The organism is Streptomyces sp. NBC_01428, from assembly GCF_036231965.1.
GTDB lineage: Bacteria > Actinomycetota > Actinomycetes > Streptomycetales > Streptomycetaceae > Streptomyces.
This window is the reverse complement of record NZ_CP109499.1, coordinates 515,897-531,046: the sequence shown is the minus strand read 5'-3', so window position 1 is coordinate 531,046 and position 15,150 is coordinate 515,897. Positions and strand designations below refer to the sequence as shown.

Sequence of the window (15,150 nt, the reverse complement as noted above, 5' to 3'; positions counted from 1 at the left end):
GATGCGACACGGTGGATTGCGTCCTCCCGTCCCGGGTACCCAGAGTGGGCAAAGCGCAAGAGAACAGGAGATATACCTATGGCGCGCGCCACCACCCCCCGTTACACCGTCCCCGGCCTCACGGTGGAGGACGCAGGCTCCCTGATCGACGTACTGCAGCAGCGCCTGAACTCTCTCAACGATCTGCACCTCACGCTCAAGCACGTCCACTGGAACGTGGTGGGCCCGCACTTCATCGCCGTGCACGAGATGCTCGACCCGCAGGTCGACCGCGTCCGCGCCATGGCCGACGACGTCGCCGAGCGCATCGCCGCGCTGGGCGGAGTCGCGCACGGCACGCCGGGCGCACTGGTCGACGGACGCACCTGGGAGGACTACAGCGTCGGCCGCGCCGACGCCATGGCTCACCTCGGAGCGCTCGACCTCGTGTACACCGGGCTGATCGAGGATCTGCGCGCCGCGGTCAAGAAGGCGGGAGACATCGACCCCGCCACCGAGGACCTGCTCATCGGGCAGCTGCGGGACCTGGAGCAGTTCCAGTGGTTCATCCGGGCGCACCTGGAGACCGCGGGCGGCACTCTCGCCACGGACGGCGCCACGACCGAGAAGGACGCGGCGAAGCAGTCCGTCGACCACTGACGCGACCGGCACGTCCGAAGGCCGCCGGACCGAGACGGAGCCGGCAGGCGTCTCGCGTGAGCCACCGCTCCAGCTCTCACGCGCCCCCTGAAACCCACGGCACAGGCAGAACGAAAGGAAGGACGCATCACCATGTCCGACAAGCCCCTCAACGGTCACCGCGTGCTCGTCCTGGTCACCAACTACGGCGTGGAACAGGACGAGTTGGTGGTGCCGGTCAACCGACTGCGGGAGGACGGCGCCGATGTCACCATCGCCGCCGTGTCCTCGGACCCCATCCAGACCCTCGTCGGTGACAAGGACCCGGGCGAGACCGTCGAGCCCACGGCGACCCTCGCATCTCTGGATCCCGACGGGCACCAGCTGCTGCTGCTTCCCGGCGGAACCATCAACGCCGACCAACTCCGGCTCGAACCCAAGGCACTGGAGACGGTCAGGGCGTTCGCGTCCTCGGGCCGCCCGATCGCCGCGATCTGCCACGGCCCCTGGGCGCTGGTGGAAGCCGGCGTACTGGACGGGAAGACGCTGACCTCCTACCCCTCCGTGCGCACGGACATCCGGAACGCGGGCGCCAAGGACTGGGTCGACGAGTCCGTCGTGAGCGACACCGCGAACGGCTACACCCTGGTCACGTCCCGGACGCCGAAGGACCTCGACGACTTCCTCGGCGCCGTCAACAAGGCGCTGGTCGGCGCCTGAGCGAAGGATCCGTGGGACGGCTCGACGCCCGGTCCGGACAAGGGCCTTCGCGTTCGGGCCGGCACCGATCCGAACGGGCGGACCTGGCCCGGCCGATCGCACCGTGCGGCCGAGGCCGGCCGATCCGAAAAGTGCGGCCGAGCCGGTTCGGGTGCGGTTTGTGACTGACAAGTCCTTGCCATGGCGAGGACTTGTCGTCGTCCTGCCTTCTCGGCGGTGTCGACGGGCCGGTAGACCCGGGGCATGTTCTCTCCCTCCCCGTCCTCCGCCCCCCGGCGCAGACGCAGGCGACTGCTCTCGGCCCTCGCCGCGGTGCCGCTCCTGGCGTCCGGGCTCGCCGTACTGCAGGAGCCCGCGCAGGCCGCGCCCAGCAAGCCCCCCGTTCCCGCGAAGCCGACGGCAACCCACAAGGTCACCCTGGTCACCGGCGACGTCGTGACCGTCACCACCATGGCCGACGGCCGGCAGACCGCCGACGTCGACCGGCCCGACAGCGCCGTCGGCGGCGTGAAGGTGCAGAAGATCCACGGTGACCTCTTCGTCGTCCCGGACGAGGCGGCACCGCTGCTGAGCACGGACCGACTGGACCGGCGGCTGTTCGACGTCACCGCCCTCATCAAGATGGGGTACGACGACGCGAAGACGCCCTCGGTGCCCCTGATAGCGACGTACACCGGATCCAGGACCCGCGCCGCCACCGAGCCGACACCCCCGCGCGGCAGCAAGCTCACCCGCTCGCTCAAGGGCATCCGCGGCGCGGTGCTCAGCGAGCGGAAGCGCGAGGCCCGTACCTTCTGGACCTCGGTCGCACCGCAGGGCAGCGCGACGATGAGCGCCGGCGTGGACAAACTGTGGCTCGACGGCCGCGTGAAGGCCAGCCTGAAGGAGAGCGTGCCCCTGATCGGCGCGCCCGAGGCATGGAAGGCCGGATACACCGGCAAGGGCGTCAAGGTCGCGGTCCTCGACACCGGGATCGACGCCGACCACCCCGACTTCGCCGGCCTGATCGACGGCACGGCCAGCTTCGTGCCGGGTGAAGGCGTCACCGACGTCAACGGACACGGCACCCACGTGGCGAGCACCATCGTCGGTTCGGGCGCCGCGTCCGGGGGCGACTACAAGGGAGTCGCGCCGGGCGCCGACCTCTACGTCGGCAAGGTGCTGGGCGGCGCCGAGGGATACGGCCAGGACTCCTGGGTCATGGCCGGCATGCAGTGGGCCGCCGAATCGGGCGCCGACGTCGTGAACATGAGCCTCGGCGACTCCTACCCGACGGACGGCAGCGATCCGATGTCGCAGACCGTCGACGCACTGTCGGCGAAGTACGGCACGCTGTTCGTCATCGCCGCCGGCAACGCGGGCCCGGAGACCATCTCGGCCCCGGGCGCGGCCGCCTCGGCACTGACCGTGGCCGCCACGGACAAGCAGGACCAGCTCGCGTCCTTCTCCAGCACCGGTCCGCTGGCGTCCTCCGGCGCGCTGAAGCCCGACATCTCGGCGCCGGGCGTGGACATCACCGCGGCGCGCTCACAGGACATGACCGACGGAGGCGAGGGCTTCTACCGCACCCTCAGCGGCACGTCGATGGCCACCCCGCACGTGGTCGGCGCGGCGGCGATCCTGGCCCAGCAGCACCCGGACTGGACCGGGGCGCAGCTCAAGGAACACCTGATGAGCACCGCGAAGGGCCTGGACGGCGGGTACTCGCCGTACGAGGTCGGCACCGGCCGCGTCGATGTGGCGGCGGCGGTGCGCACCGCGGTCCGCGGCACCGGGTCGCTCTTCTTCGGCAACTACACGTGGCCCCACGAGCCGAGCGACGTCCCCGTCACGAAGGACCTGACCTACACGAACACCGGATCCGCCGACGTGACGCTCGACCTCGCGCTGAGCACCACCGACGCAACGTTCGGACTCGGAGCCGCCGAGGTGACCGTCCCCGCCGGTGGAACGGCCGCCGTCCCGGTGACCGGTGACCCGCGGTCCGCCACGGCAGGCCGTCACGTCGGATACGTGACCGCCACCGACGCCGCCACCGGAAAGCCCGTGGCCCGCACCTCCGTGGGCCTGATCAAGGAGGAGGAACGCTACGACCTGAACATCGAGCTCGTCGGCCGGGACGGCAAGCCCGCCTCCGGGTGGGTCGGGGTCAACCTCGCCGGCGACGTCTGGCCCTTGTCCGTCTACGTCGAGGGCTCGACCACCCTGCGCATGGCACCCGGCGTCTACACCGTCGCCGGCTACCTCGACGTGGACGGGGAGCGGGCCGACCGCTCGGGCCTGGCCGTCCTGGTGGACCCGGAGACCGAACTCAAGGACGGCTCCTCGGACGTGGTGCTGGACGCGAGCAAGGCCCGGCTGCTGCAGACCGAGGCCCCCGAGCGCACCGAGGACCGGCAGCGCAAGGTCGACTTCAACGTCCACTACGCCGGCCAGGACGCGTACACGGACTACCGCAGCGCCTACGTGCTCCCGCCGACGTACGACGACGTCTATGTCGCTCCGACGGAGCCGATGAAGCAGGGCGAGTTCATCCTGACGACCCGTTGGCGCAAGGGGGAGCCGCAGTTCGCGCTGAGCGCGCTGGGCGGAGGCCTCCGGTTCGACACGCTCGTGCAGGCGGGCAGCGACCTGGGCACCTCCACCGACCGGCTCGACGCCGTCTACGCCGGTGACGGTGCGGTGGCCGCCTACGAGAAGGTCAGGGCCAAGGGCAAGCTGGTGGTCGTCCGACGCAGCGACGACGTCACCCCGCAGGAACGCGCCGAGGCAGCGGCGGCGGCCGGCGCCGAGGCCCTGGTCGTGGTCAACGACGGTGCCGGTCCGCTGATGGAGTACGTGGGGGAGTCGACCATCCCGGTGACCACCGTGCACCGTGACGCCGGACGGACCCTGATCGCGCTGGCCAGGTCCGGCCGCGTGAAACTGACGGCCCGGCAGACCGCGTACACGCCCTTCGTCTACGACCTGACCCGCGACTATCCCGGTCAGGTGCCGAATCGAGCCCTCGTCTACAAGCCGTCCCAGCGCGACCTCGCCAGGATCGACGCCCGCTACTACTCGGCCACCGGCGGCGAGGCGGCCGAGGGCTACCGGTCCGACTTCACCCTCAACCCCTCGTTCAACCTTCCCGAGGCCGAGCGGCATCCGGGGACGCGGACCGAATGGGTGACTCCGGGCCAGGACTGGAGGGAGTTCCACACGCAGGGCGTCGACGAGGCCCTGCCGTGGTCGATGGTGTCCGGCGACAACACGTACACCAAGGGCAGCACCACCCGACTGGACTGGTTCGCTCCCGCGACGCGGCCCGGACAGGGCGAGTCCTTCGGCGTGTACAACTCCCGATGGCAGAACTACATGACCTGGAACGTCCAGGCGTGGGCCTCCGCAAACGACGTCATGCGGCTCGGCGGCTACCTGCCCTGGGGCGAGACACCGTCGCACCTCCAGGTCTTCCAGGGTGCCGAGCGGATCTACGACAACCCCGTCAGCGGCGACATGCAGTGGCAGGAGGTGCCGGCGGGCAACCTGCCCTACCGCGCCGTCCTCGACGCGGAGCGGCCCGCTGACGTCTTCCGGCTGTCCACCCGCACCCACACGGAGTGGACCTTCCGGTCCGACACGGTCGACTCCGACTCCTTCGAACCGTTCTCGGTCCTGAACCTGAACTACGACCTGGAGTCGGACCTTCACGGCGACGTCAAAGCCGGCACGACCCAGAGGATCGCCATCAAGCCGGTGTCCATGGACGGCGGAACCGTGCCCGGCAGAGTCACCACGGTGAAACTGGACGTCTCGTACGACGACGGCGCCACCTGGCGGAAAGTGACCCTCACCCAGGGCGCGGACGGCCGGCGGACGGGCTCGTTCAGAACGGCCGGGAAGCCGGGCGGATACGTCTCCCTTCGCGCGAGCGCCGAGACCAGCGGCGGCTTCGGAGTCAGCAACGAGATCATCCGGGCGTACGGCCTGCGATGATCCGCTCCACGGCGCCCCGGGAGGGCGACTTCCCGGGGCGCCACCCGTCACCACCGCTCCCACCAGGGGCTATTCAGGATCTCGCACCATGGCGCATACTCTCACCGCCGCGACGAGCGAAGGAGAGTCGGTCGCCGATGCTGGATGTCCTGGGCCTCGAACCGGACGACGAACAGGTCTACCGGGCCCTCCTCGGCCTGCCCGACCGCCCCGCCGGGACGCTGTCGGAGCTGCTCGCTCTGCCGCGTCCCCAGGTCGACACCTGCCTGGCACGCCTCGTCCGGTGGGGACTGGTGATCCGGTCGGCGGACGAACGGTTCACCGCGGCGCCGCCCGCCATGGCCCTCGGCGCTCTCATCAGTCAGCGCCGGGACGGGCTCCGCGCCGCCGAGCACGCCTTGGTGACCTTCGCCGAGGAACACCGCGCGGCCATGCAAGCGGACAGCATCGTCGACCTCATCGAGGTCGTCACCGGCGCGGACGCCATCCGCCATCGCTACCTCCAGGTACAGCAGGCGGCTCGGTCGCAGGTCCGCGGCTTCATCACCGCACCGTTCATCGCCCTGCCTCCCGACGAGAACACGGCCGAGCCGGTGGCCCTCGGCCGCGGCGTGCGCTTCCGCGCGGTCCTGGACCGTGCCGTCCTGGCGGAACCCGGCATCATCGGTGACGCGATCGCCTCCCTGCGCAACGGCGTACAGCTCCGCGTGGCCGACGAACTGCCCATGAAGCTCATGCTGGCCGACGCCGAACTCGGACTCGTCCCGCTGGCGACCACGCCGACCGGTGAACCCGGGGCGGTGCTCCTCCACCGCAGCGGCCTGCTCGACGCGATGGACACGCTGTTCGAGACCGTGTGGCGCACCGCCCACCCGCTGGAACTCCCGGCCACGGGCGAGGCGACCGAGGCCGCCGCGGAACGCGGAGCGGAGGGACCGACCGACCTCGACCGCATGATCCTCGCCCTCCTCCTGGCCGGAGTGACGGACCTGACGGCCGCGACCCAGCTCGGCCTGTCACCCCGCACCCTGCACCGCCGGCTGCGCCGCCTCATGGACATCGCCGGCGTCCGGACCCGGATGCAGCTCGGCGGTCACGCGGTCCGGCAGGGCTGGGTGCAGGCGTAGCCGCCCGGCAGCGGAGGATCCCGCGCGACGCCGACCCGGGAGGGGCGTTCGGGTGAAGCGTCGGCCCGCCGGACCGACGCGGACCTCCACCGTCCGGGGGCCGGGATAGGTTCCCGTCCGGAACGGACGTGATGTCTCAGCAGACAGCCGCCCCGACGGCCTCGGACCGGAGCCGGTCCGCAACAGGGCCGGGGCGGCGCGGAACTCCAGGAACGGGGCCGTCGCATGGCCGACGAGCAGCACTTCGACGTCATCATCATCGGCACCGGTGCGGGCGGCGGCACACTCGCCCACCGACTGGCCCCCAGCGGCAAACGAGTTCTCGTCCTCGAGCGCGGCGACTACCTGCCGAGGGAACGGGACAACTGGGACTCCACGGCGGTGTTCGTGAAGGGCAAGTACCGCGCCCCCGAGTTCTGGTACGACAAACACGGCGACCCGTTCCCGCCCGAGGTGAACTACTACGTCGGCGGCAACACGAAGTTCTACGGCGCCGCCCTCTTCCGGCTGCGCCCGCAGGACTTCGGTGAACTCCGGCACCACGACGGGATGTCACCGGCCTGGCCGATCGACCACCAGGACCTGGAGCCGTACTACACGCAGGCCGAGCACCTCTACCGCGTGCACGGGCGACACGGTGAGGACCCGACCGAGGGTCCGGCCGGCGCGGACTACGCCTACCCTCCCGTCGCGCACGAGCCGCGCATCCAGCAACTGAGCGACGACCTCCAGAAGCAGGGGCTGCACCCCTTCCACCTGCCGATCGGCGTGGACCTCACCCAGGACGAGCAGGGCCGGGCCGCACACGGCAGCGCGTGCATCCGCTGCGACCGCGTCGACGGCTTCCCGTGTCTGCTGGGCGCCAAGTCCGACGCGCAGGTGATCTGTGTCGATCCGGCCCTCGAACACGACAACGTCACGATGCTGACGAACGCCGAAGTGCGGCGCCTGGAGACCGGCGCGGACGGCCGTACCGTCACCGGCGTCGTCACCGCCCTCGGCGACGGATCGACCGAGACCTTCCGGGCGGACATCGTGGTCGTCGCCTGCGGAGCGGTCAACTCGGCTGCCCTCCTGCTGCGTTCGGCCAACGACCGGCATCCGCGTGGCCTGGCCAACAGCTCGGACGTGGTGGGACGCCACTACATGCGGCACAACAACCTGGCTCTGATGGCCGTGTCCAAGGAACCCAATCCCACCCGGTTCCAGAAGACCCTCGCTCTGCACGACTGGTACCTGGGCGCGGACGACTGGGACTACCCCCTGGGCGGGATCCAGATGCTCGGCAAGTCCGACGCCGACCAGATCCACGGCGAGGCACCGCGCTGGGCCGGTGCGGTCGCGCCCGACATGCCGTTCGAGATGCTCGCCCACCACGCCGTCGACTTCTGGCTGTGCGGCGAGGACCTGCCACTGCCCACGAGCCGGGTCACCCTCGACGCCGACGGGGGCATCCATCTCGCCCTGGACGAGAAGAACAACATCGCGGGTCTCCACCGACTGCGCCACAAACTGCAGGGAATGCTCGGGCACTTGGGCATGCACGAAGACCATCTGCTGTCGCACAGCATCTACTTGCACAAGGGCATGCCGATCGGGGCGACCGCCCACCAGGCGGGCACGGTCAGATTCGGTACGGACCCCGCCAGTTCGGCGCTGGACGTCAACTGCAAGGCCCACGACCTGGACAACCTGTACGTGGTCGACACGTCGTTCTTCCCGAGCATCGGCGCGGTGAACCCGTCCCTGACGGCGATCGCGAACGCTCTGCGAGTCGGCGACCATCTCCTCGACCGCCTGCGGTGACGTGAGGCCGTCAGCGCTGCCGAGGGGGTTCGAAGCGCGCCAGAGCGGCCTCCGCCCGCTCCAGGATCGCCTCGGTTCCGGAGGCCGCGTCCACCGTCAGCCCCGGCTCGTCGCCCCGCAGCGGCTCCAGCGCCGCGAACTGCGAGTCGAGGAGGGCGACCGGCATGAAGTGTCCCGACCGTCCCCCGGCCCGGGCCTCGGCGACCTCGCGGTCCAGAGCCAGGTACAGGAACCACACCCCGGGGCCGGCCGCCCGGAAGAGACACCGGTAGTCGTGGCGGAGGGCCGAGCACGAGATCACGGCACCCTTCCCGCTCTCCGTCGCGGCACGGATCACGTCGGCGACGGCCCGGAGCCAGGGCGCGCGGTCCTCGTCGGTCAGGGCCTCACCAGCTGACATCTTCGCGATGTTCTCCGGCGGATGCAGTTCGTCGCCCTCCACGAACGGCTCCCCGCGGCGGACGGCGAGCAGCCGGCCCAGCGTCGTCTTGCCCGAACCGGAAACACCCATCACCACGATGATCGCCGGTGCCGTGGCCGATCCCACCATGCTGCTCCTTGCGGTCGTCCCCTCGTCGGAGGGGAGATGCGGGCGAGGCGCGACCATCCAACCCCGAACGTCAGAGGATGGCGATGGGATTCACGGGGGAACCCGTCGCGGCGGGCAGGCGCAGGGGTGCGACGACGCAGAGGAACGACCAGCGCTCCGCCTCCGCGCAGCGAGGCACGAGGTCCTCGAACCGCAGATAGTCCATCAGATACACGCCGAGCGCGTGGAGGGCGAGGACGTGTACGGGGAAGTCCACGCCGTCGGTGGGGCTGGGGGCCGTGTCGTTGTTGCCGTCGCCGCCGAGCACGGCGACCCGGCGTTCGGCCAGGAACTCCACGGCGGCGGGGTGCAGACCGACGCGGTCGCGTGCGGCGTCCCAGGGCCCGAGCTCCTCGCGCCTGCGGCGGTGACCGACCCGCACGAGCAGGATGTCCCCGGCGCCGACCCGAACGTGCTGCGCCGCTTCCGCGGCCACGAGGTCGTCGTAGGTGACGCAGTCGCCGGGCTCCAGCCACGGCACTCCCCGCAGCCGCGGAATGTCGAGCAGGACACCCCGGCCGACGAGGCCGTCGTGCAGGGACGCGACGGACAGGGCGGTGGCACCCTCGTCCGTGACGGTGCTCGCGGGAACACCGCCGTGCAGCGTGCCGTCGAAGACGACGTGGCACAGGGCGTCGAGGTGGCTGTCCGCGTCACCGTGGACGTTCATCGCGAAGCGGTCGGTGGCGAACTGCAGACCCGCTGCCGCGGTCCTGGGGCGGGTGGTGATCCGGTGGACGGCCGGGTGGGGGTCGTCGGGCGCGGTGCGGGTGTCGATGGGGGACGCGAGCGAGACCGTCAGCCCCGTGCGGACCTCGGCCGCCGCGGCCAGCACCGTCGCCCGCGTGATCCCGGTCGGCGCACCGGGCCTGTCCGGGGGCGCGGTGTCGTCCGCCACCTGCCGCAGACGCGCGTACAGCGCGTCGAAGGCGGCACGGCTCTCGCGGGGGCGCGCGCCGCGTCCGGGCTGCGCTGCATGCGCCTCAGCGGAGCTGTCGCTGCCGGTCAATGGCCTCGTCCAGGGTCGATGCCGCCATGATGAGCGACAGGTGGGTGAACGCCTGCGGAAAGTTGCCGAGTTGTTCGCCGCTCGGCCCGATCTCCTCGGCGAACAGGCCGACATGGTTGGCGTAGGTGTGCATCTTCTCGAAGGTGTAGCGGGCGGGCCGAACGCGTCCGGCGCGGGCCAGCGCGTCGACGTAGAGGTACGTGCAGAGGCTGAAGGTGCCCTCCGAGCCGCGCAGGCCGTCGGGGGAGGCGGCCGGGTCGTAGCGGTAGACGAGGCTGTCCGACACCAGCTTGCGCTCCATGGCGTCCAGGGTGTTGAGCCAGCCGGGGCTCTTCGCGGCGAGGAATCCGACACGGGGGATCAGCAGGAGCGAGGCGTCCAGGACGTCTCCGCCGTAGTGCTGCACCAGCGCCTGCTCGGACTCGCTCCAGCCCTTGTCCATGACCTGTTCGAGGATGGCGTCGCGGGCGTTGCGCCAGCGGGGGATGTCCGCGGGGCGGCTCAGCTCGGTCGCCAGGCGCATGCCGCGATCGAAGGCGACCCAGCACATCACGCGGCTGAACGTGAAGTCGTTCCGGCCGCCGCGCGTCTCCCAGATGCCCTCGTCGGGGCGGTCCCAGTTGTCGGACAGCCAGTCCAGCGTCCGGGCGAGGCCCTTCCAGCCGTGGTAGCCCAGCTCCACCCCGACGTCCTTGCCCTCGGCCAGGGCGTAGAGCGCTTCGCCGTAGATGTCCAGCTGGAGCTGGTCGGCGGCGGCGTTGCCGGCACGGACCGGCCTCGATCCCCGGTAGCCCTCCCAGTGGTCGAGGGTCTCCTCGGTCAGATGGGGGTCGCCGTCGACCCGGTACATGATCTGCAGGCGCTCACCGGGCAGGTCGGCCCGGTCCCGCATCCGGTCGCCGAGCCACTTGGTGAACGCCGACGCCTCCTCGGCGAAACCGAGGTCGAGCAGAGCCCGCACGGACAGGGCGCCGTCCCGCACCCAGGAGTACCGGTAGTCCCAGTTGCGCTCCCCGCCGACCTGCTCCGGCAGCCCCATGGTCGCGGCGGCGACCGGTGCGCCGCTCGGGTGATAGGTCAGGAGCTTGATGGTGATGGCCGAGCGGTTCACCATCTCCGCCCAGCGTCCGCGGTAGTGGGAGGTGTGGAGCCACTTCTGCCAGAAGTCCACCTCGTGCCACAGGCTCTCCGTGACCCCGTCGACGGTGAGGGGAGGGGGCGCCTCGCCATCGGGGGCACACGTGGTGAAGACGGCGACGGCGGACTCGCCGACGCCGAGTGTGATGGCGCCCCGCACGTCCTGGCCGTCGCGGGTCAGCGGGAACGTGGCCTGGAGGTGACCCGCGATCCCCGGACCGCGGAAGACGGCGTCCTGTGAGCTCAGGTCGAGCTCGTGCTCCGCCCGGCCGTAGTCGAACCTCGGCCGGCACTCCAGGAGGAACCGCACGGTGCCGCGCACCACACGGATCACCCGCATCAGGCTGTGCCGGTCGGTGGGAACACGGCTGGTGTTCGCCGGCATCCAGTCGACGACCTCGCCCACGCCCTCCGGGGACATGAACCGCGTGACCAGCACGCCGGTGTCGGGGTAGTAGAGCTGCTTGCAGGACACGTCCGCGTGCTCGGGAGCCAGCCGGAAGTACCCCCCGCCGTCGTGGTCGAGCAACGAGGCGAAGACGCTCGGGGAGTCGAACCTCGGCGAGCAGAACCAGTTCACGACGCCCTGGGAGGACACCAGGGCGGCGGTCTGCAGGTCGCCGACCAGGCCGTGTTCGGCGATGGGAGGGTAGCGGTCCATATGCATCCAATCCCGCGACGGCTCGACGCGGACCACTATCCGTCAAGGATCAGGAGGGCGCCTGTCGGAGATCACGGACGGGCGTCCGGAGCCGTCCCCGGCCGGGCCCCGGTGTCAGCCGCTTATCTCCGGTCCCACGGCGTGCGAGCCGTGGCCCGCCGAGTCGGCGGGGAGGCCGTTCTCCGACGCGGGGCGGTACTCGGCGTACGGGGACTCGGACCGGCCCCCGGCCTCGGCAGCCCGATCGGGGACGAGGTGCTCCAGGGTGCCCGTGATGTCCAGCATCCGTTCGAGGGCGGGGGGTCGCCCGACCAGGCGGAGGGTGACGTCGGCCGCGGTCGTCCGGCGGTGCAGCATGAGCAGCATGGCCAGGCCCGTGGAGTCGATGCCGCTCATGCCGGCACAGTCCACGTGCAGGACGCGCAGACCGGGGCTGTCGGCGAGCTGCTCGGTCGCGACGGCCAGGAAGTGGTCGGCGCTGTCGTAGTCGAGGAACCCGTGCAGCTCCAGGCGCACTTCGTCGCCGGACTCACTCGCGGTGGTCAGGCGCAGGTAGGTGGGGTCGAACGGAGCGGGCGGCGTCATACGGTGTTCCTGGTGTCGGAGGCGATCACGGACCTTGCACCGGTGAGACGGCCGGCGGCCTGGGTGAGCATAAGGGTGGCGCGGGGAAAGTCCTTGAGCTGCTCGCCCAGGATGGCCAGGGCCGGAGTGAGCGAACGCGCGGGAACCCTGCGGGCCGTCAAAATCCCGGCCGTCCAGGTGAGGAAGCCCGTGAAGAGTTCCACGTCGTCGATGTAGAGGGCGGTCGCCAGGAAGTCCACGATGTGTGCGATGTCCTCGGCGGTGTGCGCACGCTGCGCGTCGCTGTATTCGCGCATGGCGGGGAAGCGCTCTTCGAGTGTGCGCATCACGGTGCGCACCAGCGGGGCGCGCGTGCGCGTGACCATCGTGTATTCCTGGTCGGCCAGGTGCGGCAGGTCGTCGATGGGCTGATGCGCGGCGGCGGGCCGCCGCAGGGGACCGTGACTCAGCCGGTCGGCGGCGTCGCGCGCGTCGGCGGCCCAGGCGTCGGCGCCGAGGAGGGCGGCGTACCGGCCGCGGCTGCCGAAGGCCGCCCCGCCGACCAGCACGGGAGTGCCGGTGGCCTGGACGGCGGTGATCGTCGCGTGAGCGGTCGGCAGCCGGGTGGCGATCGAGCTCGACAGCGCGACCAGATCGGGTCCGGTCTGATGGATGTGGGAGATCAGATGGCCCGTGGGGACCTGCGCGCCGAGGTAGTCGACCTTCCAGCCGCGCAGCTTGAGCACCTCGGCGAGGAGACGGGCGGGCAGCCCGTGCCATTCGCCGTCCACGCACGCCACCGTCACCCGGCCCAGGGGAGGTGCGGTGCCGTCGGCACAGTGGTGCGACAGGGCGGCGACGGCACGGTCGTTGATCGCGGTGGCGGCGTGCTCCTGGGCGACGGTGAGGCGGTTGGCGGCCCACTCCTCACCCACCTTGCGCTGGACGGGCGCGATCAGCTCCAGGAGCAGGCTCTCCGCGGTCACGCCCCGGTCGAGCGCGTCGAACACCGTGTCCGTGGCCGCGAGCTCGTCGCCGGTGCTGACGGCCTCCCAGAGCTGCTGTCTCCAGTGGTCCTGGGAGATGGTGGCGGTAAGGGTCATGAGGTGAACCTGCCCCGAGTTCGGCCGCCCACCGCACTGAGATGCCGGGAACGGGGAGCGGCGATCACCATGACCGCCATGTCGTCGTGCCCTTCGGATCCCACCCACTGCGACGCGAGCATCTGGACGTGCTCCACGATCGCCTCGGCCGGCATCCCCGCGCACCGGGCGAGGGCCTCCCTCAACCGGGCCTCGCCGAACATCTCGTCGCCGAGCGGGCCGCCCCGGGCCTCGGTGATGCCGTCGGTGAACAGCACGCAGAACTCGCCCGGTGTCAGGGTCCTGTGCGTGGTCGTGGCGCGGGCCTCGGGGAGCGCGCCGACGAGCGTGCCGCGGCGGGTGGCCTCCTCGACGGTGCCGTCGGCGCGCACGATCAGCGCCGCCGGATGGCCGGCGTTCGTCAGCCGCAACCGCACGGAGCCCGCGTCGCGCACGGCGGAGACCATGACCAGGGTGGCGAAGCGGGTGCTGTGGGAGTTGAGGAGGGCACCGTTGAGAAGGTCGATCATCCGTTGGTGGTCGTCGGCCATCGGCAGCAGGGCGTGCAGCGTGTTGCGGATCTTGCCGGTGAGTACGGCGGCTTCGAGCCCCTTCCCGCAGACGTCGCCCAGTACGGCGAAGGACGCTTCACCTTCGGTGGTGGCGGGGTGGACGTCGTAGAAGTCGCCGCCGATCCGCTCGTGGTCCTTCGACGGACGGTAGCCTCCGGCGAAGTCGACCCCCGAGATCTGGTGCAGTTCCGGCGGGAGCAGGTCGCGCATCAGGGTCCGGGAGAGCGAGGCCTGCTCCGCGTAGAGCCGGGCCGCGGACATGGCGGCGCCGGCGCGGGCGGCGAAGAGGCGGGCGAAGACCTCCTCCTGTTCGGTGAAGGCGGCCTCCTCGCTCCGACGCAGCAGGATGAGCGCACCGGCGGGCACGCCGTGGCCGGGCAGCGGCGTGACGACGATGGAGCCGACCGGGCCGAACACCTCGGGGACGAGCCAGTCCGGGGCGGACGCGGGATCGATCCAGCGCGAGGGTACCGGCGGGAAACCCTGTAGAGCCTCGGCGAGACCAGGCACGTCCTCGGCGTTCACCTCGCGCAGGGAGCGCTCGGGCTGTCCGTACCCGGTGCAGGTGACGACGGGCAGTCGGTTTCCGTTGCGGGGCGCGACGACGAGCGCCGCGTCCGCGAGGTGCCCGGCCGCCAGCTGCGCGGTGACGTCCATGCAGCGCTGCAGATTCAGGGACGAGAGCAGGGTGTTGGACGCCTCGGTGAGGAACGCGGTCCGATCGCGCTCCGTCTCCAGGGCCTCGCGGGCCAGCTGGTGGTCCGTGTCGTCCGTCAGCCACCAGGCGACGCTGCCGTCGTCCTGCACCGAAGGGTGAGCCTCGAACATCCGCTCGGCCACCGGGCCGGACACCGCGGCGCCCTCGCCCCGGTCGTCCGCCGTCCGGCGGGTGTGCGCCTCCGCCAGCCAGGCAGGGACGGTCGATCCCAGGGGCGCGCCCACGACGATCCCCGGGAACAGGTCCTCGGCCCGTGGATTGGCGTGCCGCACCGTGCCGGCGGGATCCGCGATCACGACCGGGTAGGGGACGGACGACCATGACATGAGTGCCGGAGCGTGCGCGCTCATGCCGTGTTCCTGCTGGGTTGAAGTCACAAAGACGAAGGCCCGCTGTGCGAACCCCTCACCTCTTCCGGTCGAAGAATTGTTGCCGTGTGGCAACCATCCTCCACCGGTTGCTTCCCTGGCAACCCGCCGTCCCTCGAATGCCCTGCCGGACGGACGTTTCGCCACCCTACGGCTCCGGCCCGCACCTCCCTCCGCTGCGGCTCGCGGGGCGACGTCGCG

General features: G+C 71.1%; 11 protein-coding genes. 5 read left to right on the top strand and 6 right to left on the bottom strand.

The features are described from left to right. The first annotated feature begins 78 nt into the window (after window positions 1-78). The 5 genes from OG406_RS02175 to OG406_RS02155 all read left to right on the top strand — a co-directional run bounded on the left by OG406_RS02175 (window position 79) and on the right by OG406_RS02155 (window position 8,249). Window positions 79-639, top strand: a complete 561-nt coding sequence (locus tag OG406_RS02175) for a Dps family protein (protein ID WP_266619254.1) — start codon at window positions 79-81, stop codon at window positions 637-639. Window positions 640-771: 132 nt separating this feature from the next. Further along, complete coding sequence (locus OG406_RS02170) at window positions 772-1,338, top strand: type 1 glutamine amidotransferase domain-containing protein (RefSeq protein WP_164375803.1); 567 nt, start codon at window positions 772-774, stop codon at window positions 1,336-1,338. 243 nt (window positions 1,339-1,581) lie between these two features. After that, on the top strand, window positions 1,582-5,316 hold the full coding sequence (locus OG406_RS02165; protein WP_329183577.1) for a S8 family serine peptidase: 3,735 nt from the start codon (window positions 1,582-1,584) through the stop codon (window positions 5,314-5,316). Window positions 5,317-5,453: 137 nt separating this feature from the next. Next, a complete protein-coding gene (locus OG406_RS02160) occupies window positions 5,454-6,443 on the top strand; it encodes a TrmB family transcriptional regulator (protein WP_329183575.1) in 990 nt (329 codons plus the stop codon). Window positions 6,444-6,668: 225 nt separating this feature from the next. Next, window positions 6,669-8,249 carry a GMC family oxidoreductase gene (locus OG406_RS02155; protein WP_329183573.1) on the top strand — a complete coding sequence of 527 codons (1,581 nt, stop codon included), beginning with the start codon at window positions 6,669-6,671 and terminating at the stop codon, window positions 8,247-8,249. Window positions 8,250-8,259: 10 nt separating this feature from the next. Here OG406_RS02155 and OG406_RS02150 read toward each other — a convergent pair whose 3' ends face one another. The 6 genes from OG406_RS02150 to OG406_RS02125 all read right to left on the bottom strand — a co-directional run bounded on the left by OG406_RS02150 (window position 8,260) and on the right by OG406_RS02125 (window position 14,931). Beyond that, entirely contained in the window at window positions 8,260-8,799 is a 540-nt protein-coding gene (locus OG406_RS02150; RefSeq protein WP_329183572.1) for a gluconokinase, read from the bottom strand. A 70-nt stretch (window positions 8,800-8,869) separates the two neighbouring features. Beyond that, on the bottom strand, window positions 8,870-9,847 hold the full coding sequence (locus tag OG406_RS02145) for a cyclase family protein (RefSeq protein WP_443067043.1): 978 nt from the start codon (window positions 9,845-9,847) through the stop codon (window positions 8,870-8,872). Continuing rightward, a complete protein-coding gene (locus OG406_RS02140; protein ID WP_267049755.1) occupies window positions 9,822-11,651 on the bottom strand; it encodes a glycoside hydrolase family 15 protein in 1,830 nt (609 codons plus the stop codon). Before OG406_RS02140 ends, OG406_RS02145 begins: the two co-directional genes overlap by 26 nt. Before the next feature lie 108 nt (window positions 11,652-11,759). Continuing rightward, the gene (locus OG406_RS02135) at window positions 11,760-12,230 is read right to left on the bottom strand and encodes an STAS domain-containing protein (RefSeq protein ID WP_203661979.1); all 471 of its coding nucleotides are present in this window, start codon (window positions 12,228-12,230) and stop codon (window positions 11,760-11,762) included. Continuing rightward, window positions 12,227-13,312, bottom strand: coding sequence for a cobalamin B12-binding domain-containing protein (locus OG406_RS02130; protein ID WP_329183570.1), 1,086 nt, complete (start codon window positions 13,310-13,312; stop codon window positions 12,227-12,229). Before OG406_RS02130 ends, OG406_RS02135 begins: the two co-directional genes overlap by 4 nt. Further along, window positions 13,309-14,931: a SpoIIE family protein phosphatase gene (locus OG406_RS02125; protein ID WP_267049757.1), complete on the bottom strand. Its 1,623-nt coding sequence runs from the start codon at window positions 14,929-14,931 to the stop codon at window positions 13,309-13,311. Before OG406_RS02125 ends, OG406_RS02130 begins: the two co-directional genes overlap by 4 nt. Window positions 14,932-15,150 lie beyond the last annotated feature (219 nt).

What these genes read in the sequence shown, in the direction of transcription:
- OG406_RS02135 (WP_203661979.1), bottom strand. Translation starts at nt 12,230, where the DNA reads ATGACGCCGCCCGCTCCGTTCGACCCCACCTACCTGCGCCTGACCACC.
- OG406_RS02155 (WP_329183573.1), top strand. Translation starts at nt 6,669, where the DNA reads ATGGCCGACGAGCAGCACTTCGACGTCATCATCATCGGCACCGGTGCG.
- OG406_RS02165 (WP_329183577.1), top strand. Translation starts at nt 1,582, where the DNA reads ATGTTCTCTCCCTCCCCGTCCTCCGCCCCCCGGCGCAGACGCAGGCGA.
- OG406_RS02170 (WP_164375803.1), top strand. Translation starts at nt 772, where the DNA reads ATGTCCGACAAGCCCCTCAACGGTCACCGCGTGCTCGTCCTGGTCACC.
- OG406_RS02150 (WP_329183572.1), bottom strand. Translation starts at nt 8,799, where the DNA reads ATGGTGGGATCGGCCACGGCACCGGCGATCATCGTGGTGATGGGTGTT.
- OG406_RS02175 (WP_266619254.1), top strand. Translation starts at nt 79, where the DNA reads ATGGCGCGCGCCACCACCCCCCGTTACACCGTCCCCGGCCTCACGGTG.
- OG406_RS02130 (WP_329183570.1), bottom strand. Translation starts at nt 13,312, where the DNA reads ATGACCCTTACCGCCACCATCTCCCAGGACCACTGGAGACAGCAGCTC.
- OG406_RS02160 (WP_329183575.1), top strand. Translation starts at nt 5,454, where the DNA reads ATGCTGGATGTCCTGGGCCTCGAACCGGACGACGAACAGGTCTACCGG.
- OG406_RS02125 (WP_267049757.1), bottom strand. Translation starts at nt 14,931, where the DNA reads ATGAGCGCGCACGCTCCGGCACTCATGTCATGGTCGTCCGTCCCCTAC.
- OG406_RS02140 (WP_267049755.1), bottom strand. Translation starts at nt 11,651, where the DNA reads ATGCATATGGACCGCTACCCTCCCATCGCCGAACACGGCCTGGTCGGC.